Genomic DNA, 22,475 nt, shown 5'->3' with positions numbered 1-22,475 from the left:
AAAGCTTGCGAATGTGACCGCTTCAGCCTAAGTCACCGGTACCCCCGGAGACATTCATGGCAGGCACATCCCAACACGGCAAAGCGTTCATTCGCCCGAAGAAGAAGGCCCACCTTCTGATTATCGAGGCGCGCTTTCATGACGATCTTGCCGACGCGCTGCTCGACGGCGCGACGAGCGCGCTCGACGAAGCCGGCGCGACCTATGACGTCATCACCGTTCCCGGTTCGCTGGAAATTCCAGCAGTGATCACTTTTGCGCTCGACGGCATGGGCGAGGGCGGCAAGGACTATGATGGTTTTGTCGCGCTCGGCACCATCATTCGTGGCGACACTTATCATTTCGACATCGTCGCCAATGAATCGAGCCGCGCGCTGATGGATCTCTCGGTGCAGGAAGCGATTGCGATCGGCAACGGCATCCTGACCACCGAGAACGACGCGCAGGCCTGGACGCGCGCCAAGCGCTCGGAGGGCGACAAGGGCGGCTTTGCCGCGCGCGCGGCGCTGACCATGATCGCGCTCAAGGAGAAGCTGGGAGCGCAATCGTGAGCGAACCCGCTTCGCCCGGCCAGCCCGCGACACGCCATGCCAATAAGCGTGGCGCCGCCCGTCTGGCCGCCGTGCAGGCGCTTTACCAGATGGACGTGGCCGGCAGCGGCGTCTTCGAGATCACCGCCGAATACGAGGCGTTCCGGCTCGGCAAGGAAGTCGACGGCGCGCTTTATCGGGAGGCCGACGCGCAGTGGTTCCGCGCCATCCTGGCCGGCGTCGTCGAGAACCAGACGACCATCGATCCGATCATACGCCAGGCGCTGACGGAAGACTGGCCGCTGTCCAGACTCGATTCGACGTTGCGCGCCATCCTGCGCGCTGGCGTCTACGAACTGATGAAGCGCGACGACGTGCCGGTGGCCGTCATCGTTTCGGAATATGTCGACATCGCCAAGGCCTTCTACGAGGAAGACGAGCCGAAGCTGACCAACGCCGTGCTCGACCGTGTGTCGCGCCGGGTGCGGGGCGAGGGGCGCGGCAAGGACGCATTGTGACCGGCACCGTCGCCGGCGCAGCAAGGGAAGCGCGCCGCACGGCGATCATCCTGGCGACGTCGCAGGCGATTATCGGTTCGGCCGCGCCGATTGCCATTTCCATGGGCGGGCTGGCCGGGCAATATCTGCTTGGCCCCGATAAGTCGCTGGCAACGGCGCCAATCACCGGCTTCAACATCGGCGTGGCGCTCGGCGCGTTGCCGGCCGCGGCCATCATCCGTTGGCTCGGCCAGCGCGGCGGCTTCATGACCGGCACCATCGTCACCGCGCTTGGCGGCGTCATCTCCACGTTGGCTCTGTTCCACGCCAGCTTCTGGCTGTTCGCTTTCGCGCTGCTGGTGATCGGCGTCGGCGGCGCCTTCGTCCAGCAGTTCCGCTTCGCCGCCGCCGATAATGCTCCGCCCGAATTCAAGGCGCGCGCCATTTCCTTCGTGCTGGCCGGCGGCGTCATCACCGCGATTCTCGGGCCGCAGATCGTCATCTTCACCCGCGAATTGCTGGCGCCGGTGATGTTTGCCGGCTCGTTCGTGGCCATTCCGGTTCTGGCGGCGGCCGGCGCCATCATCCTGTCATTCCTGCGCATCCCGGCCAGGGCTCCCGGCCACGCGCAAGTCGCGTCAAGCGACGCCCGGCCGCTGTCCGAGATCGTCACCCGGCCGCGTTTCGTCGCGGCACTGTTTTGCGCCGTCGGCAGCTATGCGCTGATGAGTTTCGTCATGACCGGCGCGCCGCTGGCCATGGTCGGCTGCGGCCTGTCGACGGACGACGCCACGCTCGGCATTTCCTGGCATGTGATGGCGATGTTTGCGCCGAGCTTCTTCACCGGATCGCTGATCCATCGCTTCGGCGCCGAACGCATCGTCGCCACCGGCCTGGTCCTGCTCATCGGCTGCGCCGCGGTGGCATTGTCCGGCCTGCATTTGTGGCAGTTCTGGACGGCGCTGATCCTGCTTGGCCTCGGCTGGAATTTTGCCTTCATCGGCGCCACCTCCATGGTCGCCGACAGCTACCATCCGTCCGAAAAGAGCAAGGTGCAGGGCTTCCACGACTTCGTCCTGTTCGGCTCCGTCGCCTTCGCCTCGCTAATGTCGGGCGCCATCTACAATGCGTGGGGCTGGGAGATGCTGAACTGGCTGGTTTTCCCGGTCGTCGCCCTCTGCTTCGTCGCCCTTGGCGCGCTCAAACTGACCGGATCGCGCAAAGCGCGCGCCTGATCCGGTTCTATCTTTGGCTTGGCACGACGTGTCAGCATGGCGCCGACCGAATCGCGGCGACCGCACAAAATTATTGCGTCTGTACCCATTGTTATGAAACCGTGTGCCCCGACGGGGCGTTGAAGCCATGCTCATATGCGGCCACCGCATTTCGGTCCAAAGCAAGGGGTTTTCACAATGTTTTCAGTCAAGATTCTGGCCGGCGCGGCGTTGGCGCTCGGCATCACGGCCGCCTCCGCCAATGCCCAGGTGGTCGTCTCCTCGAAGATCGACACCGAGGGCGGCGTGCTCGGCAACATCATCCAGCTTGTGCTCAACGCCAACAACATCAAGACCACCGACCGCATCCAGCTCGGCGGCACGCCGGTGGTACGCAAGGCGATCACTGCCGGCGAGATCGACATCTATCCCGAGTACACCGGCAATGCCGCTTTCTTCTTCGAGAAGGCCGACGATCCGGTCTGGAAGGATGCCGCCAAGGCCTATGAGACCGCCAAGAAGCTCGACTATGATGCCAACAAGATCGTCTGGCTGTCGCCGTCACCGGCCAACAACACCTGGGCGATCGCGCTGCGCAAGGAGGTTGCCGAGACCAACAAGCTGGCGACCCTGACCGACTTCGGCAAATATGTCGCCGGTGGCGGCACGGTGGTTTTGGCGGCCTCAGCCGAGTTCGTCAATTCGGCGGCAGCCCTGCCGGCGTTCCAGACCACTTACGGCTTCACGCTGAAGCCCGAGCAGTTGATCACGCTTTCGGGCGGCGACACCGCCGCGACGATCGGTGCTGCCGCCAACCAGACCAACGGCGCCAACGCCGCCATGGTCTACGGCACCGACGGCGGCATCGCGCCGTCCGGCCTGGTCGTGCTCGCCGACGACAAGGGCGTGCAGCCGGTCTACCAGCCGGCGCCGATCATCCGCGAAGCGGTGCTGAAAGAGCATCCGGAGATCGAGACGCTGTTGAAGCCGGTGTTCGCCAAGCTCGACCTCGTCACGCTGCAGGAACTCAACGGCCGCGTCCAGGTCGGCGGCGAGCCGGTCAAGGGTGTCGCCGAGGACTTTTTGAAGAAGAACGGGTTTTTGAAGTAGTCAGCGCATAGCTGATCGTGACGCTGGTGCGAGACACCTCTCTCTGGAAGCTGCTGATCTCCCCCCTTGCGGGGGAGATGTCCGGCAGGACAGAGGGGGGTGCTGTCCCGCCGACCTCACAACCGGTAGCAGGTGCGTGCCTCGACAGGGTTGCTTCTGAACAAGCCGACGCTCGAAAGCTGGCGATCCTTCACACCCCCCTCTGGCCTGCCGGCCATCTCCCCCGCAAGGGGGGAGATCGGATTTCGCGTCGGCTTTCGCCGATCACCGGCGTAGTCTGCGCAACGTGGAAAATCGCTCCTCATGAGGGGCATCCATGACCCTGCGTTTCGACAAGCTCGGCGTGGTTATCGCGGCGATCGTTGCCTATGCGGCGTTTCTGGCCCCGTTCGCCACCTTCCGCGCCAATCGTATCGTTCCCGGTCAGGCGCGCTCGATCCTCGAGGCGCTGCCGGCCACAGTCGGGCCGCTGCTGCTGGCGGTCGTCGTCGTGGCCGCAATTGTTGCGTTGCTGAAAACCCCGCTTGTCCTGCGCCTGGCTGCAAGCGTCGTGGCGCTCGCCGCCCTTGCCATCCTGATCGGTGTCGCCGGCACCTTCCTGACGCCGGCCGGCAACACCTTCGCCCGCATCTCGCCGGCTTCCGGCTTCTGGCTGTTGATCTTTGCCTTCACATTGTTGCTCGCCGACGTGCTGACCAGGCTCAACCTGTCGCCACCGGCCCGCATCGGCGTGCTCGTCCTCGCGGCGCTGGCCATCGGCTTGTTGCTGATATCGGGGCAGTGGGACAGCCTGTCGATCCTCAAGGAATATGCAAACCGCGCCGATAGTTTCTGGGCGGAAGGCTCCAAGCACATCACACTGGCGCTGGGGTCGCTGGCGGCGGCGGTGATCGTCGGCCTGCCGCTCGGCATCCTGTGCCACCGCGTCGAACGGTTGCGGGCCGGCGTGCTCAATGTGCTCAACATCGTCCAGACCATACCCTCGATCGCGCTGTTCGGCCTGCTGATCGCGCCGCTCGGCTGGGTTGCCGCGCATGTTCCGGGTGCCGCAGCGCTCGGTATCAGAGGCATCGGCACCGCGCCCGCCTTCGTGGCTTTGTTCCTCTATTCGCTGCTGCCGGTGGTGGCCAACACCGTGGTCGGGCTTGCCGGCGTACCCCGCGCGGCCAATGATGCAGCGCGCGGCATGGGCATGACCGATGGCCAGCGCCTGTTCGGCGTCGAGTTTCCGTTGGCCTTTCCGGTGATCCTCACCGGCATCCGCATCGTGCTGGTGCAGAACATCGGCCTGGCCACCATCGCAGCACTAATCGGCGGCGGCGGCTTTGGCGTCTTCGTGTTCCAGGGAGTTGGCCAGACGGCGATGGACCTGGTGCTGCTTGGCGCCGTGCCGACGGTGGCGTTGGCCTTCGCCGCGGCCATCATCCTCGACGCAGTAATCGAAATGACCGCCACCAGGCGCAGGGTTGAAACGGCATGATCGAGATCGAAGGCATTACCAAGCGCTATGACGCAACGACCGTGGTCGACGACGTGTCGATGGTCATTGAGCCGCGCACGGTTTGCGTCATCGTCGGCACCTCCGGTTCCGGCAAGACAACGCTTCTGCGGATGATCAACCGGCTGGTCGAGCCGACCGCCGGCGTCATCAAGCTCGACGGCAACGACAACCGCACGCTGCCCGGCTACGAGCTGCGCCGCAGCATCGGCTACGCTATCCAGGGCCACGGCCTGTTCCCGCACCGCACCGTTGCGCAGAACATCGCCACCGTGCCGGTCCTGCTGGGCTGGGACAAGGACCGCATCAACGGCCGCGTCGATGAGTTGATGACACTCTACCAGCTCGACCCCGAGGCCTATGGCCCGCGCTACCCGCACGAATTGTCCGGCGGCCAGCAGCAGCGCGTCGGCGTTGCCCGCGCGCTCGCCGCCGAACCCAACGTGCTGTTGATGGACGAGCCGTTCGGCGCGCTCGACCCGATCATCCGCACCAAGGCGCAGGAGGACCTGCTGGCGATCCAGAAGCGCTTCGGCACCACCATCATCCTCGTTACCCACGACATGGAGGAGGCGGTCCACATGGGCGACAAGATCGCCGTCATGGATGCCGGAAAGCTGGTGCAATACGCCAAGCCGGAAGAGATCCTGGCGCGGCCGGCGAACGCCTTCGTCGAAACCCTGGTCGGCGCCAGCGAAAAGCCGTTCCGGCTCTTGTCGCTCGGCCGCGTGCGCGACGCCGTGGAAAAGGGGTCTGCCGAAGGCGAGGCGATCCCAGGCGACGCCAGCCAGCGCGACGCGCTGGCCGAGCTTCTGTGGTCGGGCCGGCCGGCGCTGCCGGTCAAGGGCGAAGACGGCAAGCCTCTCGGCCGCGTCACCGTCGACGGGCTGGTGAAGCGCGCGGCGAGACCGGCATGAAACGGGCCGGTCTAAAAGCCTGGCTGCCTTCGCTGCTCAGGCTTGCCCTGGTGGTGCTTCTCATAGCCTTCGTTACCAATCCCGGCTGGTTCGAGCCGCTGTTGAAGCCGCTGACCGAAAACAATGCGCCGGCGATCTACAATCAGGGCAGCCTGCTGACGCTGACCCTGCTGCATCTCAGGACCGTGCTGATCGCTACCGTCGCCGCAACCATCGTTGCCGTGGCGCTTGCCATCCTGGTGACCAGGCCGGCGGGCGCCGAATTCCTGCCGCTGTCGCGCAGTCTGGTGAACATCGGCCAGACCTTTCCGCCGGTGGCGGTGCTGGCGCTGGCGGTGCCCGCCGTCGGTTTCGGCGAGAAGCCGACGCTGATTGCGCTGTTTCTCTACGGCCTGCTGCCGATCTTCGAGAACGCGCTGACCGGCCTCACGACGCTGCCGGGCAACATCATGGAGGCCGCGCGCGGCGCCGGCATGACCGGCTGGCAAAGGCTGATCAAGGTCGAATTGCCGCTGAGCGCGCCGATCATTCTGGGCGGCATAAGGCTGTCGGTGGTGATCAGCCTGGCCACGGCGACGATCGGTTCGACGGTTGCCGCCAAGACGCTGGGCGAGGTGATCATCGCCGGCCTGCTGTCCAACAATCTCGCCTTCGTCCTGCAAGGCGGCCTGATCGTCGCGGCGCTGGCGGTGCTGATCTATGACGGACTGTCCGCCATCGAGCGCTACACCGCGCGCAAGATGGGGCAGGAGACTGGCGACTGACCGTCGCTGGACTGCGGGCAAAGCATTGACTGACGCGGCGTCATTTCAATCGATCTAATAGCAGGGCATCGGCAATGGGAATGTTGTGGCCTAAACCTTTTGGCTGAAAGCGGGGCAAAAACCGAACAATATCTTGACGTTCCGAGCCCTGTTTCGCATACACCGCTGCGAAGGACGGATTCCGCCTAGGCTTATCCGCTCCCCGCACCAACGGCCCAGGGAGGGGTTCTTTTGGGCCATCAATCGAGGAAAATTCGGCAATGACCATCATTTCTGCCGTCATCGCCTGCGGCTTGCTTTCAATCCTTTACGCCATCTGGGCGACACGATCGGTTCTTGCAGCCGATCAGGGCAATGCACGCATGCAGGAAATCTCCGCCGCCATCCGCGAAGGCGCGCAGGCCTATCTGGCGCGCCAGTACACCACCATCGCCATCGTCGGCGTGGTCGTGCTCGTGCTCGCCTGGTGGCTGCTCTCGATCACCGCCGCGGTCGGCTTCCTGATCGGCGCCGTGCTTTCGGGCGCCGCCGGTTTCATCGGCATGCACGTCTCGGTGCGCGCCAATGTGCGCACCGCGCAGGCGGCGTCCAACAGCCTCGCCGCCGGTCTCGACATCGCCTTCAAGTCGGGCGCCATCACCGGTATGCTGGTGGCTGGCCTGGCGCTGCTCGGCGTGTCGATTTACTACTATATTCTGACCGGCCCGATGGGCCTGCAGCCCAATGACCGCATCGTCATCGATGCGCTGGTTTCGCTCGGCTTCGGCGCTTCGCTGATCTCGATCTTCGCCCGTCTGGGCGGCGGCATCTTCACCAAGGGCGCCGACGTCGGCGGCGATCTCGTGGGCAAGGTCGAAGCCGGTATTCCCGAAGACGATCCGCGCAACCCGGCCACCATCGCCGACAATGTCGGCGATAATGTCGGTGATTGCGCCGGCATGGCCGCCGACCTCTTCGAGACCTATGCGGTGACCGTCGTTGCCACCATGGTGCTGGCTGCCATCTTCTTCGGCGGAACCGCCGCTCTGGGTGCGGCGATGCTCTATCCGCTCGCCATCTGCGGCGCCTGTATCCTGACCTCGATCGTCGGCACCTTCTTCGTCAAGCTCGGTTCCAACGGCTCGATCATGGGCGCCCTCTACAAAGGCCTGATCGTCACCGGCCTGCTGTCGATCGTCGGTCTCGGTGTCGCTACCTCGGCAACCGTCGGCTGGGGCGAGGTCGGCACCGTCGCCGGCATGACCATCATCGGCAAGAACCTGTTCATCTGCGGCCTGATCGGTCTCGTTGTGACCGGTCTTATCGTGGTGATCACCGAATACTATACCGGCACCAACAAGCGCCCGGTGAACTCCATCGCCCAGGCCTCGGTGACCGGTCACGGCACCAACGTCATCCAGGGACTTGCGGTGTCGCTCGAATCGACCGCACTGCCGGCAATCGTCATCGTCGGCGGCATCATCTCGACCTACCAGCTCGCCGGCCTGTTCGGCACGGCGATCGCGGTCACCACCATGCTCGGCCTTGCCGGCATGATCGTCGCCCTCGACGCCTTCGGCCCGGTCACCGACAATGCCGGCGGCATTGCCGAAATGGCCGGCCTGCCCAAGGAAGTGCGCCACTCCACCGACGCGCTCGACGCGGTCGGCAACACCACCAAGGCGGTGACCAAGGGCTATGCCATCGGTTCGGCCGGCCTCGGCGCGCTGGTGCTGTTTGCGGCCTATTCGAACGATTTGAAGTTCTTTGCCGCCAATGGCGACAAATATCCGTACTTCCAGGGCATGGGCGATGTCTCCTTCGACCTCTCCAATCCCTACGTCGTCGCCGGCCTGATCTTCGGCGGTCTGATCCCGTATCTGTTCGGCGGCATCGCCATGACGGCCGTCGGCCGTGCGGCCGGCGCCATCGTCGAGGAAGTGCGCAAGCAGTTCCGCGAGGATCCGGGCATCATGGCCGGCACCTCCAAGCCGAACTATGCGCGCGCCGTCGACCTTCTGACCAAGGCGGCGATCCGGGAAATGATCATCCCCTCGCTGCTGCCGGTGCTGGCGCCGCTCGTCGTCTATTTCGGCGTGCAGCTGATCTCGGGCTCCAAGGCGTCCGCCTTTGCGGCACTCGGCGCCTCGTTGCTCGGCGTCATCGTCAACGGCCTGTTCGTCGCCATCTCGATGACTTCGGGCGGCGGCGCCTGGGACAATGCCAAGAAGTCGTTCGAGGACGGTTTTGTCGACAAGGACGGCGTCAAGCACCTCAAGGGCTCCGAAGCGCACAAGGCTTCGGTCACCGGCGACACGGTTGGCGATCCCTACAAGGACACCGCCGGCCCGGCGGTCAACCCGGCAATCAAGATTACCAACATCGTGGCGCTTCTGCTGCTGGCCGTGCTCGCGCACGGCTAAGGCAACGCCACTGCTTCAGGAACAAACCCGCGGGAGCGATCCCGCGGGTTTTGGTTTGAGATTTACGCTGGTGGCAGTCAACCCTCATCCGGCTCGGTGCCGGCATCGCCGCGCTTGCTGTAGCGATCGAGCAATTCGCTCACGCCAGGTTCGCGCTCAGGCATCGGCGCCAGGCCACGCAGGCGCCGCAGCTTGGCAAGGAAGGCGCCACGCTTATACTTGCGGCGGAAGGCGCGGGCGCGGGGATGGATGCCAAGAGCCGCCATCAGCCTGCGCCTGAGATAACTCGATGCCGCCAGGCGAATGGGTTCGCCCGCGCAGCCAAGGATTTTCACGCGCAAGGCGTCTGGCGTCTGCATGGCATCCAGAAGATCCTTCTGTTCCTGCGCATTGTCGCCGAGATAGGAACCCTTGCGTATGCCGGAATGCAACTTGATCACCGTGAGGTGCGGCATCGTCGCGATCACCGCGCCCTTTCGCCATGCCCGAAACAGCCAGTCCTGCGAGCTTTCGCAAAAGCACTGGCTGGCGGGTCGCCAAGGTCCGAGCAGGCTGAACGAAGCGCGGCGAAACATGTGTGCCGAGCCAAATCCTTCCGTCGTGACGGGGTCGTAAAAACCATCCTTGCCGATCCCGAAGATCGAATTGACAGGATTGCCGGCCGCCGACGGCGGCTGGATGACGGCACCGCGCGCCAGCACCACGTCGGCGCCCGAGGCGTCGATCCAGCCGGTCATCGCCGCCAAATGGTCGGGAAACCACAGATCGTCGTGGTTGAGCAAGGCGACGAAGCGGCCACGCGCCCTGGCAAAGCCGATATTGTTGGGACCGGACTGTTCGCCGAAATTGACAGGAAGATCGATGTAGACGATGCGGGCATCGTCAAATTCAGCGACAACGGCCGCCGTATCCGGCCTGCAATCGTCGCCGATGACCAAGGCTTCCCAGCCTTGCAACGTCTGGCGCATGACGCTGGTCAATGCCTGCCGCAGTGCTGCCGGCCGGTTGTGCGTCGCGATCACGATCGAGACCAGCGGTTCGCCGCCGGCCTGATCGCGCTGCGCCGATGCTTCCACGCTACACCAGTCTGTAGGGAATGTGGTCAGTGTCTGGCGGCAGGCGCCAATGGTCGGGCTGATCGTAGGCATAGGCCTTGTCGACGAGGTTGAGCAGCACCGCCGTCTCCGCTCCGAGCGAAACAACACCGTGCCATATTCCGGGTGGAATGATGACGACCGCCGGGCGCAACGGGCCGATAATCTTGTGCCAGACGGCGCCGAAGGTCGGCGAGGCCTTGCGTCCGTCAAACAGCGAAATGCGAACGCTGCCGACGCAGCAGAACAGCCGGTCGGTGGTCACCGCGTGTGCATGCCAGCCAGTCACCGCGCCGGCATACAAGGTCCGTTGGAAGACCTGGCCGACCGGCTCCGAATCGAGCTCCCACTCCTCGCGAAAGATCTCGGTCAGATAGCCGGTGGAGGTTGCGACCGGCCTGATCTCCTTGACCCTCACGCCATCGATCGCCACCGGCTCGATGGGTATCCAGTCAGGCGTGACCACCTGGCCGTCAGCCGTTCCGGTCGCCATCCAGCCTGTCGGTTTTGTCCGGGTTTTTTCCGGCACGGATGCTCCTCCCAATTCAGCGTGATGCGCCATTGGCCAGCACGGTCTGATACGAATTTGACCGGTCGCTGGCAAGTACGCGTCAAGGTTTGCTGATAGGCTTCGATCTCACGGCACTTGATGTTTCCGACGCAATCGGAGGGCCGCATTGCCCAAAACATCGTTCCATCCTACCCAAGCCCGGACCGTTCGCCTGCTTTAATACCCCGGCCATTGGCCAGGACATTGCGATCGACGCGGTGTCGGGCTCGCCTCTGCGGCGATTTTGGCCAGGGAAACGACATTCGGGCAGGGAAAAGACATGGACATTTTCTTGATGGCGGCTTCGCTTGCGCTGGCTGGAATTATTGCCGGCATCTACGTCTCGGGTGTAATCCACGATTTTCGCATCGATGATCTTACCGCCGGCCAGTACATGGCCATGCATCAGATGCGCGACCGGACGTTTACCCGGGTGATGCCGTTAGTCAGGCTGACGACGCTGGTGCTGATCGCGGCGATGGCGATGTTTGCGGTCGATGCCGGCCTGCCGCGCATCCTGACCATCGTCGCCGCGGCGCTGGTGGTGATCGACATTGGCTTCACCGTCAGCCGTCAGGTGCCGCTCAACAAACAGGTGCAGAGCTGGACGCCGGTGACCATCCCCGATGATTGGGCGCAGACGCGCGACAGCTGGGCGGCCAACCACAATTTGCGCCTTGTGCTTGGACTGGCCGAATACGCCTGCCTGTTTGCCGCGGTCATCCTGACGCTCAGCCGGTGATTCAGTTTTTGCGGAACGCCGCGGCATGGGTCGGCACTTCTGCCGGCCGCCGCCGTTGAAAACAGGAGTATTGCCATGCTGCATCACGCTTCATTCAACGCCCGCGATCCGCAGGCCGTCGCCAGCGTCCTTGCCGAAATGCTTGTCGCCACCGCGGTTCGTGCGCCGTCGCCGCCATTTCCTGAGGGCGCATGGTTTGTCTGCCTCGGCGACGATTTCGGCTCGCTGATCGAAATCCTACCGTGCGGCACGGTTCTGGACCAGCAAGCGCCGCTCGGCATCGGCTTCGACCCGAACATGCGCCTGCGCTCCGGCTCGCATGTGCTGCTCAGCACGCCCAATTCGACCGAAACCATCCAGGGCATTGCCGCCCGCATGGGCTGGCATAGCGAGCTGATCGATGCGCGCCTGTTCAAGGTGCTCAAGGTCTGGGTCGAGGACGAAACCCTCGTCGAATTCCTGACGCCCGAGGTCGCACCGCTGTACCGCGCGAGATTCGGCTGGGGCGGCATGGCGACACTCGACGCCAAGCTGCGCGAGCTGGAGAGCCAGATGGCGGCAGCGCTTGCCGCCAAGGCCGCGAACCAGTCGGGCCGCAAGGATGAGCAACCGGCCGGTGCAATGAGTCCGTGAGCACCGGGGGGCACCTTCTGCTGACCTCCCGAGGAGAGTTCCCAAACGGCCGCCGAGGTCAACCGGCGCCGGCGCTGTCGCCGGCTTCCGCCTTCAGCCAGTTGATGAACGATCTGGCAGGCTCCCAGGCGGAGATGGACGGGTGGACGACGACGTAGTGGTTCCAGTTCGTCGGTATGTCCGTTGTCAGGAGGCGCACGAGCCTGCCGGTGCGCAAATCGCTCTCGACCAGCGACTTCCTCGCGATAGCGACGCCCAGACCGCTGGCCGCCGCTTCGACCGCCAGCAAGGTGCCGTTCAGATTCATGCCGTCGCCAACCGTATCCAGCGGCAGATTGTTTCTCTCGAACCAGTGGCGCCAATTGGCGCCGCTCTCGTCATTTTCGGCCGTCGTGTCGAGGATGCGAAACAGTCGCAGCACATCGTGCTGGTCTCTGACCGGGCCGTTGGCGGCGAGATAGTCGGGACTGACGACAGGAAAGATCGCATCAGCCATCAGCCATTCGGTCTCGACGGCCGGATAGTGTCCGCCGCCGAAGCGCAATGCGATGTCGACTGTTCGCTGCGAAAGGTCGACGACTGCAAGATCCGCATTGATGTCGATCTCTGTTTCGGGATGCTTTTTGCGAAACCTGTGCAGACGCGGGGCCAGCCAGCGCACGGCATGCGAAGGAATGGCGGTGACCCTCAGCCTCGTGCGCTCGTTGCGCGCGACACTCGCGATCGTGCTCTGGATTTCCAGCAGTGCGCGTCTCACGCCCGCGGACAATCTTTCGCCTTCAAGCGTTAGTTCGACGCGGCGGACATGGCGGGTGAACAGAAGCACGCCGAGATCGGCTTCGAGATCGGCGATGCGGTGGCTGAGCGCGCTTGGCGTAACATTCAGCTCATCGCCAGCGCGCTTGAAGCTGCCCAGCCGGGCAATGACCTCGAAAGCCCGAATGGATTCCAGTTGTGGAAGCCGTCTTGTCATCTGCCGTTACCCTATCTTGCCCCTGGGTTTCTTAGCATGAATGAACTAATCTCATCCATAGCTTCGTAAATAGTCTTTTGTCCAAGTGCGCAAATCATTGTAGCCATCCACTGCCCCCCGATTGCCGCCGTCGGAATGAGAGGCCGTTCATGGAACGAGCCTCGACTACGAACGACAGTGAAATGAAGACAATCGCTTGGGAGTACCCCATGACTATTCGACCCCCCGAGTTTGCGCGTGCGCGCTTTTCGACCTCCATGTGGCCGCGAGCGGAATGGCGAAACGTCTATTGCGACCTGTTGCGCCGGATGGTGACCGACATGGATTTTAACGTCACGGAGGAAAAGCTCTCCGTCGACGCGACCATCCTGCGGCTGCCGGGCGTCGGCATTGCCGATTCGAGGACCACCGCCTTCCGCACCATCCGTTCCCGCGCCATGGCCAAGGGGACCGATGATTACATTTTCTTCATGTGTCTGGAGGGCGCTGCCACCTTCTCGCATCTCGGCCGCGAGGCCAGCATCGAGGCCGGCCAGGCAATCCTTCTGTCCTCCTCTGATCCGCATGTGATCGAGCGGGCGATGTCGCATCATCTCTTCATCACCATCCCCAAGGCAGCGCTCGGGCCCATGGCTGCGAATGCGGACGCCGCCCTGATGACGCCGATGTCATGCGTGGGCGAAAAGTTCTTGCTGCTGACCAGCTATGTCCGTCTGCTGATGCAGGAGCCGAACCTGGCCGCGTCCGAATTGCGCTGGCTTGCCGCCAAGCACATACAGGACCTTGTCGCGGTCGTGGTCGGGGCAACGCAGGACGCCACCGAGGTCGCCGCAGGCCGCGGCATACGCGCCGCGCGGCTGCGCGCCATCAAAGCCGATATCGAAAGCAATCTGGCTTCCGGCGATGTCGGGTCGGACGCCCTGGCCGGGCGCCACCGCGTCAGCGCGCGCTATATCAGAAAGCTGTTCGAGGGTGAGGGTACCTCGCTGTCGCAGTTCGTGCTTGGCCGGCGGCTGGCGCTGGTTTGCAGCAAGCTAGCCGACCTGCGCCTGGCACACCGCACCATCGGCGCCATCGCCTTCGACGCCGGCTTCGGCGATCTCTCGACCTTCAACCACGCCTTCCGCCGGCATTTCGGCATGACGCCTTCGGAAGCGCGGCAGAGTGCGGCTGTGCACCGCGCCTCGCTGGAGCCCGGCGGCCGAACAGGCCACGCGCGGCAAAGCGCGACGGGTGTTGCGGCCGCATGACCTCAAAACAAAAGCCCGCAGGATCGCTCCCGCGGGCTTTTGGTCGCCTGAGATGGTGTCGCTTCGGGGGAAGCAAAAATCTAAGGAAGGCGGTCGCTTCTTAGGCGCCGCCGCCAGGAATGGGGGGCGCCAGCTTGCTGGCGCCTTTGATGATCTGGCTGAGGAAGTTCTGGTCCTTGCCGCCGGTCGGCGTGGTGCGCGAGATGAAGTCGAAAATCTTGCCGTCCTTCAGACCGTAATTGGCAATCTGGGTGACGCGCCCGTCCTCGCCAAAATAGACCGCGAGCACTTTCTGGTCGACCAGGCGCGGCTTGTCGAAAGCGACATAGCGCTTGCGCGTCTGCGAAATGTAATAGAACGCCTCATTGTCGAAGGTGGCTTTCGTCGATGGCGTGCCGAGCGCCAGAAGCACCTGTTCGCGGCTGGAGCCCACCGGCACCGAATCGACCGCCTGCTGGTCGATAACATAGCCCTGCGTCAGCGTCTCGCTAGGGTTAAGGTCGCCGAACATCTTGGACGAATTGCAGCCCGACAGCGCGGAAGCCACCAGCACCAGCGAAACCGCGGCGGTGGCCCCAGGCAGAAAAGTCGACTTGAATTTCAGCGCGCGCAACAACAACTCCATTAGCTGACCGCAACTTGCGCTGGGCGGCAAAACCGGTAAACCAGCTTGCTTGCCGATGCAACAAGGCCCATTCAAACAATCGGTCCCCAGGAGACCACCCTCAATGTTCCAGCGCCTTTTTGGCCGCGAACGCAACGCCAACGGCGCTATCACCGAGGCGCTTTACGCACAAATCGTGGCGGCGGCGCGGCAGACCGTGTTTTATTCCCACTGGAATGTGCCGGATACGCCGCTCGGCCGTTTCGAGATGCTGTCGCTGCACATGTTCCTGTTTCAGCACCGGCTCCGCGGCGAAGAGGGCGTCGCGCATGAGGTCGCGCAGGTGCTGATCGACGAGTTCTTTCTCGATGTGGAGCATTCGCTGCGGGAACTGGGCGTTGGCGATGTCGGCGTGCCCAAGCGCATGAAGAGGCTGGCCAAAATGTTCTACGGCCGTACCGCCGCCTATGACGACGCGCTGGAACGCAGCGATCGCGACGCGCTTGCTGCCGCCCTGGCGCGCAATGTCAGACCCGATGCCGGCGCCTGGCCGCAAGCCTTGCCGCTGGCGTCCTATGTAATCGATGCCGCAAGGCAGCTTGAAGCACAGCCGTCCGAATCGATCGTTTCCGGTGCCGTGGCGTTTCCCGTCGCGAAAGCGGAGTGAGGAGGGGAGACCAAGATGAAACATGTGGACACGCCTAGCCCGGTCTCATTCGCGGCCAATGTCGGCCGCCTGCCCCACAAAGGTTTGCAGGTGGTGATCGACGCCGACGCCGCGCAGCGCGCAATGCTTGCGCGCGAGCACGAGCTGCTTTCTGTCGAAAACTACCGTGCTGAGCTTTTGGTGGCGCCGTGGAAGCGCAATGGCGTCAAGGTCAGCGGCCGCGTCGAGGCTGATATCACCCAGGCCTGCATCGTCACCGTTGAGCCGGTCGCGGCCCATATCGACGAAGAGGTCGAGGCGCTGTTCCTGCCGGAGCAATCCAAGCTCGGACGGCAAGGGTTCGAAGGCGGCGGCGAGATCCTGCTCGACGCCGACGGGCCAGACGGCCCGGAAACATTCTCCGGCGACACGATCGACGTCGGCGCGCTCGCCGAACAGTTCTTCGGGCTGGCGATCGATCCTTATCCGCGCAAGGCAGGCGCCTCGCTCGATGCCGCCGGCCCGAACGAGCCCGTCGAGAATGAATTCCAGCAAAAGCTGCGATCCTTGCTTGGAAAATCCTAAAACACGAAGCGATCGGAGAAAAGCCGGTTGTGCGGCAGCCCAAAACCGCTATTTTCGCCGAACCTTCGCGAGCCCCCGAATTTCGCGAGTTTAGTATTTCTTTCGCGGGCCATGTGCCCTGGCCCAAGCTAGTGAGATAAAGACCGCGTGATCAGGATTTCCATCGATGCCATGGGTGGCGATCACGGGCCAAACGTGGTCATCCCGGCACTCATGACGGTCGCCGTCAGGCGTCCCGACATCCGCTTCGTCATATATGGGCGCGAGGAATTGGTGCGCCCCGAACTCGCCAAATTCCCCAAACTGGCCGAGGTCAGCGAGTTCCACCATTGCGAAGTCGCGGTCAGGATGGACGACAAGCCGAGCCAGGCGCTGCGCCACGGCCGCTGGAAGTCGTCGATGTGGAAGGCTGTCGAAGCAGTCAAGAGTGGCAGCGCGCAGGCCTGCATTTCGGCCGGCAATACCGGCGCGCTGATGGCGATGTCGAAATTCTGCCTGCGCACGATGGCGACCATCGACCGTCCGGCGATCGCGGCGATCTGGCCCACGATGCGCGGCGAGAGCGTGGTGCTGGATGTCGGCGCCACCATCGGCGCCGATGCGCACCAGCTGATCGACTTTGCCATTCTCGGCACCGGCATGGCGCGCTCGGTGTTCGGCATCGACCGGCCGAAAGTCGGCCTGCTCAATGTCGGCGTCGAGGAGATCAAGGGACAGGAAGAGGTCAAGGAAGCCGGGCGCATGCTGCGCGAGGCCAACATGGCCTCGATGAATTATCATGGCTTCGTCGAGGGTGACGACATCGGCAAGGGCACGGTCGACGTGGTCGTCACCGAAGGATTTGCCGGCAACATCGCGCTCAAGACGGCAGAAGGCACTGTGCGCCAGATCTCAGGCTATCTGCGCGCCGCGATGAACCGCACGCTGATGGCCAGGATCGGCTATGTCTTCGCCAAGGGCGCTTTTGACCGCCTGCGCGAAAAGCTCGATCCGGGCCGCTCCAATGGCGGCGTTTTCCTGGGTCTGAACGGCATCGTGGTAAAGAGCCATGGCGGCGCCGATTCGGACGGTTTCGCGGCAGCGATCGAGCTTGGCTACGATATGGTGCGCAACAATCTGATCGACCGCATCGAGGCCGATCTCGACCTGTTCCATGCGCGCAACCCGCATGCCCAGGCAAGCAGAAAATCCGACGCCACCGTCGACGAAAAGGAATAGGAAAGAGCTTTGATCAGATCAGTCGTGCGCGGCACCGGTGCTGCGCTGCCCCGCCGCATCATGAAGAATGCCGATTTCGAAGGCATGGTCGAGACCTCGGACGAGTGGATCGCCCAGCGCACCGGCATCCGCCAGCGCCATATCGCCGCCGATGACGAGACGACGGCATCCCTGGGCGAGGCGGCGGCGCGCGCAGCACTCGACAATGCTGGTCTTACGCCTGCCGACATCGACCTGATCGTGCTGGCGACCTCGACGCCCAACAACACCTTTCCGGCGACCGCCGTCGAGATCCAGAACCGGCTCGGCATGCATCACGGCTTTGCCTTCGACCTGCAGGCGGTGTGCTCGGGCTTCGTCTATGCGGTGACCACCGCCGACCTCTACATCAGAGGCGGCCTCGCCAAGCGCGTGCTGGTGATCGGCGCGGAGACCTTTTCGCGCATCCTCGACTGGAGCGACCGCTCGACCTGCGTGTTGTTCGGCGACGGCGCCGGCGCGCTGGTGCTGGAAGCGGATGAGGGCACCGGCGGCATTGCCGACCGTGGCGTGCTGGCGATGAGCCTGCGCTCCGACGGCGCCCACAAGGACAAGCTTTTCGTCGATGGCGGTCCCTCGACCACCGGCACGGTCGGCCATCTCAGGATGGAAGGCCGCGAGGTGTTCAAGCACGCCGTCGGCATGATCACCGACGTTATCGAGGCGACGTTTTCGCAGGCCGGCATAACCGCCGACGACCTCGACTGGTTCGTGCCGCATCAGGCCAATAAACGCATTATTGACGCTTCGGCCAAGAAGCTCGGGATTGCTGAGCAAAAGGTGGTGGTCACCGTCGATTTGCACGGTAACACCTCGGCTGCTTCCGTGCCGCTGGCGCTTTCGGTGGCTGTCGCCGACGGTCGCATCAAGAAGGGTGATCTCGTGCTCCTGGAAGCGATGGGCGGCGGCTTCACCTGGGGCGCGGTTCTCGTTCGCTGGTAAGTGCCGAACGGTCCGGTTTCGGTCCTTGACCTTGCCGGATCAATTACTTAGGCTCTGCCTTTACCTGTATCGATTTATGGTTTTTGAACTGATGGGACGGTCGCATGGGGGGAAAGACACTTACGCGCGCCGACCTTGCCGAAGCTGTTTACCGTAAGGTCGGCTTGTCACGCACTGAATCGGCAGAACTCGTCGAAGCGGTGCTGGACGAAATCTGTGAAGCCATCGTACGCGGCGAGACGGTGAAGCTGTCGTCCTTCGCCACCTTCCACGTCCGTTCCAAGAACGAACGCATCGGCCGCAATCCCAAGACCGGCGAGGAAGTGCCGATCCTGCCGCGCCGGGTGATGACCTTCAAGTCGTCGAACGTGCTGAAAAGCCGTATCCTGCGCTCGCACCAGAACAGCAAGGCCAAGGGCGGCAAATAGGTTCTGCCGCAGGCTTCGGTTGAAAACGCCGGGCCGTTTTGACGCCGGGCTTGAATATTGTTTCATAAACCGCTGAAATGATACCCGATTCGGCAGACTGGGCCGGATCGCCGTCCAGCGTGAGGATTTCGCCCATGGACAAGAGCCCCGACGCTTTCCGCACCATCAGCGAGGTCGCGGAGGATCTCGATCTGCCGCAGCACGTGCTGCGCTTCTGGGAAACCCGTTTCAACCAGATCAAGCCGATGAAGCGCGGCGGCGGCCGCCGCTACTACCGGCCGCAGGATGTCGAACTGATCAAGGGCATCCGCCACATGCTCTACGACCAGGGTTACACGATCAAGGGCGTGCAGAAACTGCTGCGCGAGAACGGCAACCATTTCCTGGTCGCCATCGGCAATGGCGACATGGCTGCCGTCGAAGCGATCTCGCAGCGCAGGCAGGCCGATCAGGTGCCGCTGACGCCAGCCGCCCAGCCGCGCGGCATGGATGACGAGATGCTGGTCGGTCAGCCCAAGGTAAAACCCAGCCGCCGCTTTTTCGGCCTGGGCAAGACCGAGGAGGAAGGTCCGGTCCAGCCCGGCGCATCGAAACTGTCGCGCGACAACCGGGCCTTGCTGCAGGAGGCGCTGTTTGACCTCCTGGAGTGCAAGCGCCTGCTCGACCAGGTGCGCTAACCTTTCCGCTGTCTCGGGCAAGCAGACCGGAACCGGTTCTGCGGCCATGCGTTTGGCCTTCTCTCAAAAAGAAGGAAAACAATCATGGTATCGCTTTCGACCCTCTCCGATCTCGATCTCGAAAAGCAGGTCGCGACCCTTTCCAAAGAGCTCGCCGCGTTGCGCAAAGTCGTGGCCAAACGCGGCGGTGCTTACTACGAGGACGGGCGCGATGCCGCTTCGGACTATTATGGGCAGCTTGCCGACCTTGTCAGCGATGCGTTGCCGGCGATCAGGAAGCAGGGCAGGGCGATCGAAAAGACGGCGCGCGATCGTCCGGCAACAGCCGCTGCTGTTGGGTTGGTCGTGGTCGGCCTTCTCGCCAGCCTGTTGCTCAGCCGGCGCTAAAACAATTCACGAAAACAAAAAGAAAATGGCGGCCGTCCCGCGGACGACCGCCATTTCCCTGATCTGCGGCCGATTACTTGGCGAGCTTGATCTTGGCCTGCGGCGAAACCTGCGCGGTCTGGCTGCACTTGCCATAGACAGTGCCATTCTTGTCCGTGGCGTCGGTATAGGTGCCTTTGCACTCGATCGAGAGCACCAGGCAATGACCGGAGCCCTTGCAAACCGCGCCGCCGTCGCCCGTGGGATGCGTGCCGTTGGCGAAAGCCGAGGTCGGAACGGAAGCCGAACCGAAGGCCGAGACCATGAGGGCCGCGGCGAGCGTGATGCGCTTGAAGTTGGTCATTTGAGCATTTCCTTCTCTGGATCGAGGATCGCCACCATGGCGTCCTTCTGTGTTGGGATCGCCTTCTCGGCGTCCATGCCGGTTAGTGCGGCCTCCAAAGCAAAGGTTCATGCGTGGTTCGAATTTTCTTCGCCTTTTTTTGCGACGTCGATTTTTAGCCTTCGCCAACGGACGGCGCCTGGCGGGGCGGGCATCGATCATGCATTTCGCGTGAAGGGCGCTGACGTAGCAGCGCGGCATCCCATGCGAAGGTCACACGGTGGCGTGCCCAAATGGCCAGCCAAGACCGAGTCCGCCCCCGGCTCTTGTCAGGTGGCGGCAGCAGTCATTGCCGCCACTTGGCACCGCGCTTTCTGCCACTCCCGGCTGCGACTATAACGCCAGTCCAAAGGTACCGGCGGAGGAGACGGGCGTGGTCGCAAATTACATCGACGAGTTCATCATGTTCTGCGCTGGGTTGTGGATGACAGGCGTTGGTTTTGGGCTGCTCCAAAGTCCTTTTCAGGCCCAGCAAGGTCAGCAGCCATGGTGGCTGCAGGTCGCGAAGCATTTCAAATGGATGGGGCCGCTTTTGATTTTGATCGCAATAGTGCTCGCGTTCGCGGCGCCGTCCTAGCGGGTTCCGACGGCATTGAGAGACCCGGGGTGTCCTGCAGCTGGCTACCGCTGTGTTGTCGGCCTTGCGCCTGATACGTTCGTTGGGTGCGCTGTGGTTGCTCGCATTCTGGCGCATGGGCGCCATCGAATCCTGCCTTCAGCTTTTCCACGTGTCGCCTGGCAAAAACCAACGGGAAGGCGGCCTTGACGAGGACTCCAGGGCCAGCCTTCCCGTTGGGCAAGTCGGCCGTGTCAGGCCTTCTTGGCCTCCACCTTGTGGTGGTGGCGGTGGTGATGGTGATGGCGGTGATGCTTGTTGTGATGATGATGATGGTGGTGATGCTTCTTGTGCAGCGGTGCTGCGTCGGCGCTGCTGGCGCCGATGAGGGGCAGAGAGACAGCCAGGGCAAAAGCCAGCCCGAGAGCCGACAGGAGGGACTTCTTCATGACTTCGTTTCCTTTTCTGCGCGGGCTGAATTTGGCCGTCACCGAGCAAGATCGGTGCCGGTGAACCCCGCAGTCATGACTATCGCCTCCGAACTTTTCGACAGTTTTTCCGGACTGTAGAATTTTGTTTCTGGATTGTGTCTGGCGGCTTCGTCGGCAACTTACATCGGCGGAATGACGCCGTTTGTGCCGACAACGACCCGGCCCGCGGTCAGCTTGCCGTCACTGCCGCGCTCGGCGTTGACGAACACCACAGCGCCAGGCTTGAGGTCGGCGGGCGTCGCCGGCGCAAAGGTCACCACCGGCGTCGTCTGCGGGATCGCGATCTGCTTTTTCTGGCCATTGTCGTAGGTCAGCGTCACCGTGCGACCTGCAATCTCGGTGACATCGGCGACCGTGCCGTTGGTCATCCGGCTGTTGGGCTCGAGATCCCACGGGCGGTCGCCTTCGCCGGCGCCCTTCAGCGCGGCCGGGAAGATCACCACCTCGAGCGCGCCGCTGCCGCCATCGGCCTTCGAAACAGAGGCAATGCCGAGGAAATCGCCTTGCTTGATATCCCCGGCATCCGCCTTGGCGACGCCGGAAATCTTCCACCCTTCAGCCAGCGCGATGGCGTCGGTAGCGCCTTCGCGGGTCTTCACCGTCAGCGTCGCTCCGGCAAAGGCGGTCACCGTGCCGCGAATGCGCACGGCCTCGGCGGCTTGCGCCGCGACCATGCTCGCGCCGGCGAGGCCTGAAATCGTGGCGAGCACGATGGCTGATGTCTTGAATGTCATGGATCTGATCCTCTTGGGAAAAGCTGGCCCGATGCGACTGCCAGCAACATCAGGCTAACGCGCGAGCGGCGCAAAACCGCTGAACACTTCGGCGTGCGGCCCTTCAAAAGAACTTGATTGGGAGATCGGGGCGGAGATCCTATATGTGCCCTGGCGCCTGCGGTTTTGACGCCGGTTCACGATGCTGTGACGGTCGGTTTGGGCCTTGGCAAATCGCCGTCAAGCGGGCATTGTCCCGGCTCTCAGGCAACACCCTATCATTTGATCCAAAACTCTTTAGCCCCATGGAGTTGCCAATGCCCCAAACTGCAAAACACGAACCCTTCTCCAGGCTGGCGGCCGACGTTGCGCTCGAGCACCCCGGCCTCAAAGCCATCCGGGAGACAAAGGGATACAGTATTGAAGAGCTTTCCCTGACCTGCGGTCTGTCGACCAGCGAGATTGCCGACATAGAGAGCGGCAAGGACACCGATCCGACGAAACTTCGCCGGATCGCCGCAGCATTGCAATTGCCGGAAACGGCCCTGATCGATGCCCCGGCGCCCACGGCGCCTGTGGAAAACCGGTCCGTTTCATAAACAACGGCCAAGCGTCGTTCAACAAGCCCGCCAT

The 22,475-nt window shown here is 63.2% G+C and carries 27 protein-coding genes; 20 read left to right on the top strand and 7 right to left on the bottom strand.

Features of this window, described 5'->3' with window-relative positions; genetic code table 11:
* The first annotated feature begins 56 nt into the window (after nucleotides 1-56).
* From ribH to NKJ88_RS19760, 8 genes are all read left to right on the top strand, one after another.
* On the top strand, nucleotides 57-551 hold the full coding sequence (gene ribH / locus NKJ88_RS19795) for a 6,7-dimethyl-8-ribityllumazine synthase (RefSeq protein ID WP_023669354.1): 495 nt from the start codon (nucleotides 57-59) through the stop codon (nucleotides 549-551).
* Nucleotides 548-1,048 carry a transcription antitermination factor NusB gene (gene nusB, locus NKJ88_RS19790; RefSeq protein WP_023669355.1) on the top strand — a complete coding sequence of 167 codons (501 nt, stop codon included), beginning with the start codon at nucleotides 548-550 and terminating at the stop codon, nucleotides 1,046-1,048. The genes ribH and nusB overlap by 4 nt, the downstream gene beginning before the upstream one ends.
* Complete coding sequence (locus tag NKJ88_RS19785; RefSeq protein ID WP_023669356.1) at nucleotides 1,045-2,262, top strand: MFS transporter; 1,218 nt, start codon at nucleotides 1,045-1,047, stop codon at nucleotides 2,260-2,262. The genes nusB and NKJ88_RS19785 overlap by 4 nt, the downstream gene beginning before the upstream one ends.
* Before the next feature lie 177 nt (nucleotides 2,263-2,439).
* The gene (osmF, locus tag NKJ88_RS19780) at nucleotides 2,440-3,351 is read left to right on the top strand and encodes a glycine betaine ABC transporter substrate-binding protein OsmF (protein WP_023689505.1); all 912 of its coding nucleotides are present in this window, start codon (nucleotides 2,440-2,442) and stop codon (nucleotides 3,349-3,351) included.
* Between the two features lie 316 nt (nucleotides 3,352-3,667).
* Nucleotides 3,668-4,831: an ABC transporter permease gene (locus NKJ88_RS19775; protein ID WP_352445125.1), complete on the top strand. Its 1,164-nt coding sequence runs from the start codon at nucleotides 3,668-3,670 to the stop codon at nucleotides 4,829-4,831.
* Nucleotides 4,828-5,766 (top strand): ABC transporter ATP-binding protein, encoded by a 939-nt coding sequence (locus tag NKJ88_RS19770; protein ID WP_352445123.1) that lies wholly within the window; start codon nucleotides 4,828-4,830, stop codon nucleotides 5,764-5,766. The genes NKJ88_RS19775 and NKJ88_RS19770 overlap by 4 nt, the downstream gene beginning before the upstream one ends.
* Complete coding sequence (locus NKJ88_RS19765) at nucleotides 5,763-6,530, top strand: ABC transporter permease (RefSeq protein WP_352445121.1); 768 nt, start codon at nucleotides 5,763-5,765, stop codon at nucleotides 6,528-6,530. The genes NKJ88_RS19770 and NKJ88_RS19765 overlap by 4 nt, the downstream gene beginning before the upstream one ends.
* A gap of 260 nt (nucleotides 6,531-6,790) precedes the next feature.
* On the top strand, nucleotides 6,791-8,932 hold the full coding sequence (locus tag NKJ88_RS19760) for a sodium-translocating pyrophosphatase (protein WP_023689501.1): 2,142 nt from the start codon (nucleotides 6,791-6,793) through the stop codon (nucleotides 8,930-8,932).
* A gap of 77 nt (nucleotides 8,933-9,009) precedes the next feature.
* On the opposite strand, the gene NKJ88_RS19755 is transcribed toward NKJ88_RS19760, so the two are convergent.
* Together NKJ88_RS19755 and NKJ88_RS19750 are read right to left on the bottom strand one after the other, a co-directional pair.
* On the bottom strand, nucleotides 9,010-10,080 hold the full coding sequence (locus tag NKJ88_RS19755) for a glycosyltransferase family 2 protein (protein WP_352445119.1): 1,071 nt from the start codon (nucleotides 10,078-10,080) through the stop codon (nucleotides 9,010-9,012).
* On the bottom strand, nucleotides 10,010-10,555 hold the full coding sequence (locus tag NKJ88_RS19750) for a dTDP-4-dehydrorhamnose 3,5-epimerase family protein (protein ID WP_245259899.1): 546 nt from the start codon (nucleotides 10,553-10,555) through the stop codon (nucleotides 10,010-10,012). The genes NKJ88_RS19755 and NKJ88_RS19750 overlap by 71 nt, the downstream gene beginning before the upstream one ends.
* A 301-nt stretch (nucleotides 10,556-10,856) precedes the next feature.
* On the opposite strand from NKJ88_RS19750, the gene NKJ88_RS19745 reads away from it, so the two are divergent.
* Both NKJ88_RS19745 and NKJ88_RS19740 read left to right on the top strand, forming a co-directional pair.
* Nucleotides 10,857-11,318 (top strand): anthrone oxygenase family protein, encoded by a 462-nt coding sequence (locus tag NKJ88_RS19745; RefSeq protein ID WP_023739315.1) that lies wholly within the window; start codon nucleotides 10,857-10,859, stop codon nucleotides 11,316-11,318.
* 75 nt (nucleotides 11,319-11,393) lie between these two features.
* Nucleotides 11,394-11,951: a hypothetical protein gene (locus NKJ88_RS19740; RefSeq protein WP_352445117.1), complete on the top strand. Its 558-nt coding sequence runs from the start codon at nucleotides 11,394-11,396 to the stop codon at nucleotides 11,949-11,951.
* A gap of 58 nt (nucleotides 11,952-12,009) precedes the next feature.
* Here the strand turns inward: NKJ88_RS19740 and NKJ88_RS19735 are convergent, their stop codons facing one another.
* Nucleotides 12,010-12,924 carry a LysR substrate-binding domain-containing protein gene (locus NKJ88_RS19735; RefSeq protein ID WP_023669366.1) on the bottom strand — a complete coding sequence of 305 codons (915 nt, stop codon included), beginning with the start codon at nucleotides 12,922-12,924 and terminating at the stop codon, nucleotides 12,010-12,012.
* Nucleotides 12,925-13,133: 209 nt separating this feature from the next.
* Here NKJ88_RS19735 and NKJ88_RS19730 point away from each other — a divergent pair, with 209 nt between their 5' ends.
* Nucleotides 13,134-14,174 carry a helix-turn-helix domain-containing protein gene (locus tag NKJ88_RS19730; RefSeq protein ID WP_352445115.1) on the top strand — a complete coding sequence of 347 codons (1,041 nt, stop codon included), beginning with the start codon at nucleotides 13,134-13,136 and terminating at the stop codon, nucleotides 14,172-14,174.
* Between the two features lie 100 nt (nucleotides 14,175-14,274).
* Here the strand turns inward: NKJ88_RS19730 and NKJ88_RS19725 are convergent, their stop codons facing one another.
* A complete protein-coding gene (locus tag NKJ88_RS19725) occupies nucleotides 14,275-14,787 on the bottom strand; it encodes an outer membrane protein assembly factor BamE (RefSeq protein ID WP_023669368.1) in 513 nt (170 codons plus the stop codon).
* Between the two features lie 115 nt (nucleotides 14,788-14,902).
* Between NKJ88_RS19725 and NKJ88_RS19720 the strand changes: the two genes are divergently transcribed.
* The 7 genes from NKJ88_RS19720 to NKJ88_RS19690 all read left to right on the top strand — a co-directional run bounded on the left by NKJ88_RS19720 (nucleotide 14,903) and on the right by NKJ88_RS19690 (nucleotide 19,700).
* On the top strand, nucleotides 14,903-15,445 hold the full coding sequence (locus NKJ88_RS19720) for a ubiquinol-cytochrome C chaperone family protein (RefSeq protein WP_352445113.1): 543 nt from the start codon (nucleotides 14,903-14,905) through the stop codon (nucleotides 15,443-15,445).
* A 15-nt stretch (nucleotides 15,446-15,460) separates the two neighbouring features.
* A complete protein-coding gene (locus NKJ88_RS19715) occupies nucleotides 15,461-16,009 on the top strand; it encodes a YceD family protein (RefSeq protein ID WP_352445112.1) in 549 nt (182 codons plus the stop codon).
* A 147-nt stretch (nucleotides 16,010-16,156) separates the two neighbouring features.
* Nucleotides 16,157-17,227 (top strand): phosphate acyltransferase PlsX, encoded by a 1,071-nt coding sequence (plsX, locus tag NKJ88_RS19710; RefSeq protein WP_023700539.1) that lies wholly within the window; start codon nucleotides 16,157-16,159, stop codon nucleotides 17,225-17,227.
* 9 nt (nucleotides 17,228-17,236) lie between these two features.
* Nucleotides 17,237-18,208, top strand: a complete 972-nt coding sequence (locus NKJ88_RS19705) for a beta-ketoacyl-ACP synthase III (protein WP_023689495.1) — start codon at nucleotides 17,237-17,239, stop codon at nucleotides 18,206-18,208.
* A 104-nt stretch (nucleotides 18,209-18,312) separates the two neighbouring features.
* Complete coding sequence (locus NKJ88_RS19700) at nucleotides 18,313-18,636, top strand: integration host factor subunit alpha (RefSeq protein WP_006201891.1); 324 nt, start codon at nucleotides 18,313-18,315, stop codon at nucleotides 18,634-18,636.
* A gap of 134 nt (nucleotides 18,637-18,770) precedes the next feature.
* Nucleotides 18,771-19,313, top strand: coding sequence for a MerR family transcriptional regulator (locus NKJ88_RS19695; protein ID WP_023669374.1), 543 nt, complete (start codon nucleotides 18,771-18,773; stop codon nucleotides 19,311-19,313).
* 84 nt (nucleotides 19,314-19,397) lie between these two features.
* The gene (locus NKJ88_RS19690) at nucleotides 19,398-19,700 is read left to right on the top strand and encodes a hypothetical protein (RefSeq protein WP_023669375.1); all 303 of its coding nucleotides are present in this window, start codon (nucleotides 19,398-19,400) and stop codon (nucleotides 19,698-19,700) included.
* Between the two features lie 73 nt (nucleotides 19,701-19,773).
* Here NKJ88_RS19690 and NKJ88_RS19685 read toward each other — a convergent pair whose 3' ends face one another.
* Nucleotides 19,774-20,043, bottom strand: coding sequence for a hypothetical protein (locus tag NKJ88_RS19685; RefSeq protein WP_023700538.1), 270 nt, complete (start codon nucleotides 20,041-20,043; stop codon nucleotides 19,774-19,776).
* 412 nt (nucleotides 20,044-20,455) lie between these two features.
* Here NKJ88_RS19685 and NKJ88_RS19680 point away from each other — a divergent pair, with 412 nt between their 5' ends.
* On the top strand, nucleotides 20,456-20,659 hold the full coding sequence (locus NKJ88_RS19680; protein ID WP_023697438.1) for a hypothetical protein: 204 nt from the start codon (nucleotides 20,456-20,458) through the stop codon (nucleotides 20,657-20,659).
* A gap of 233 nt (nucleotides 20,660-20,892) precedes the next feature.
* On the opposite strand, the gene NKJ88_RS19675 is transcribed toward NKJ88_RS19680, so the two are convergent.
* Nucleotides 20,893-21,087: a hypothetical protein gene (locus tag NKJ88_RS19675; RefSeq protein ID WP_032996888.1), complete on the bottom strand. Its 195-nt coding sequence runs from the start codon at nucleotides 21,085-21,087 to the stop codon at nucleotides 20,893-20,895.
* A 161-nt stretch (nucleotides 21,088-21,248) separates the two neighbouring features.
* Nucleotides 21,249-21,863, bottom strand: a complete 615-nt coding sequence (locus NKJ88_RS19670; protein WP_023669379.1) for a hypothetical protein — start codon at nucleotides 21,861-21,863, stop codon at nucleotides 21,249-21,251.
* Nucleotides 21,864-22,159: 296 nt separating this feature from the next.
* Between NKJ88_RS19670 and NKJ88_RS19665 the strand changes: the two genes are divergently transcribed.
* Nucleotides 22,160-22,441, top strand: coding sequence for a helix-turn-helix domain-containing protein (locus tag NKJ88_RS19665; protein ID WP_023689492.1), 282 nt, complete (start codon nucleotides 22,160-22,162; stop codon nucleotides 22,439-22,441).
* Nucleotides 22,442-22,475: the final 34 nt, after the last annotated feature.

Source organism: Mesorhizobium sp. M0016, from assembly GCF_040324035.1.
Lineage (GTDB): Bacteria > Pseudomonadota > Alphaproteobacteria > Rhizobiales > Rhizobiaceae > Mesorhizobium.
Note: the sequence above shows the minus strand (reverse complement) of the source record. Positions and strands in the feature narration are given on the sequence as shown.

Coding starts and splice junctions, on each gene's coding strand:
- ribH (WP_023669354.1), top strand. CDS start 57: ATGGCAGGCACATCCCAACACGGCAAAGCGTTCATTCGCCCGAAGAAG.
- osmF (WP_023689505.1), top strand. CDS start 2,440: ATGTTTTCAGTCAAGATTCTGGCCGGCGCGGCGTTGGCGCTCGGCATC.
- NKJ88_RS19775 (WP_352445125.1), top strand. CDS start 3,668: ATGACCCTGCGTTTCGACAAGCTCGGCGTGGTTATCGCGGCGATCGTT.
- NKJ88_RS19770 (WP_352445123.1), top strand. CDS start 4,828: ATGATCGAGATCGAAGGCATTACCAAGCGCTATGACGCAACGACCGTG.
- NKJ88_RS19765 (WP_352445121.1), top strand. CDS start 5,763: ATGAAACGGGCCGGTCTAAAAGCCTGGCTGCCTTCGCTGCTCAGGCTT.
- NKJ88_RS19760 (WP_023689501.1), top strand. CDS start 6,791: ATGACCATCATTTCTGCCGTCATCGCCTGCGGCTTGCTTTCAATCCTT.
- NKJ88_RS19755 (WP_352445119.1), bottom strand. CDS start 10,080: ATGCCTACGATCAGCCCGACCATTGGCGCCTGCCGCCAGACACTGACC.
- NKJ88_RS19745 (WP_023739315.1), top strand. CDS start 10,857: ATGGACATTTTCTTGATGGCGGCTTCGCTTGCGCTGGCTGGAATTATT.
- NKJ88_RS19740 (WP_352445117.1), top strand. CDS start 11,394: ATGCTGCATCACGCTTCATTCAACGCCCGCGATCCGCAGGCCGTCGCC.
- NKJ88_RS19735 (WP_023669366.1), bottom strand. CDS start 12,924: ATGACAAGACGGCTTCCACAACTGGAATCCATTCGGGCTTTCGAGGTC.
- NKJ88_RS19730 (WP_352445115.1), top strand. CDS start 13,134: ATGACTATTCGACCCCCCGAGTTTGCGCGTGCGCGCTTTTCGACCTCC.
- NKJ88_RS19720 (WP_352445113.1), top strand. CDS start 14,903: ATGTTCCAGCGCCTTTTTGGCCGCGAACGCAACGCCAACGGCGCTATC.
- NKJ88_RS19715 (WP_352445112.1), top strand. CDS start 15,461: ATGAAACATGTGGACACGCCTAGCCCGGTCTCATTCGCGGCCAATGTC.
- NKJ88_RS19700 (WP_006201891.1), top strand. CDS start 18,313: ATGGGGGGAAAGACACTTACGCGCGCCGACCTTGCCGAAGCTGTTTAC.
- NKJ88_RS19695 (WP_023669374.1), top strand. CDS start 18,771: ATGGACAAGAGCCCCGACGCTTTCCGCACCATCAGCGAGGTCGCGGAG.
- NKJ88_RS19690 (WP_023669375.1), top strand. CDS start 19,398: ATGGTATCGCTTTCGACCCTCTCCGATCTCGATCTCGAAAAGCAGGTC.
- NKJ88_RS19685 (WP_023700538.1), bottom strand. CDS start 20,043: ATGACCAACTTCAAGCGCATCACGCTCGCCGCGGCCCTCATGGTCTCG.
- NKJ88_RS19675 (WP_032996888.1), bottom strand. CDS start 21,087: ATGAAGAAGTCCCTCCTGTCGGCTCTCGGGCTGGCTTTTGCCCTGGCT.
- NKJ88_RS19670 (WP_023669379.1), bottom strand. CDS start 21,863: ATGACATTCAAGACATCAGCCATCGTGCTCGCCACGATTTCAGGCCTC.
- NKJ88_RS19665 (WP_023689492.1), top strand. CDS start 22,160: ATGCCCCAAACTGCAAAACACGAACCCTTCTCCAGGCTGGCGGCCGAC.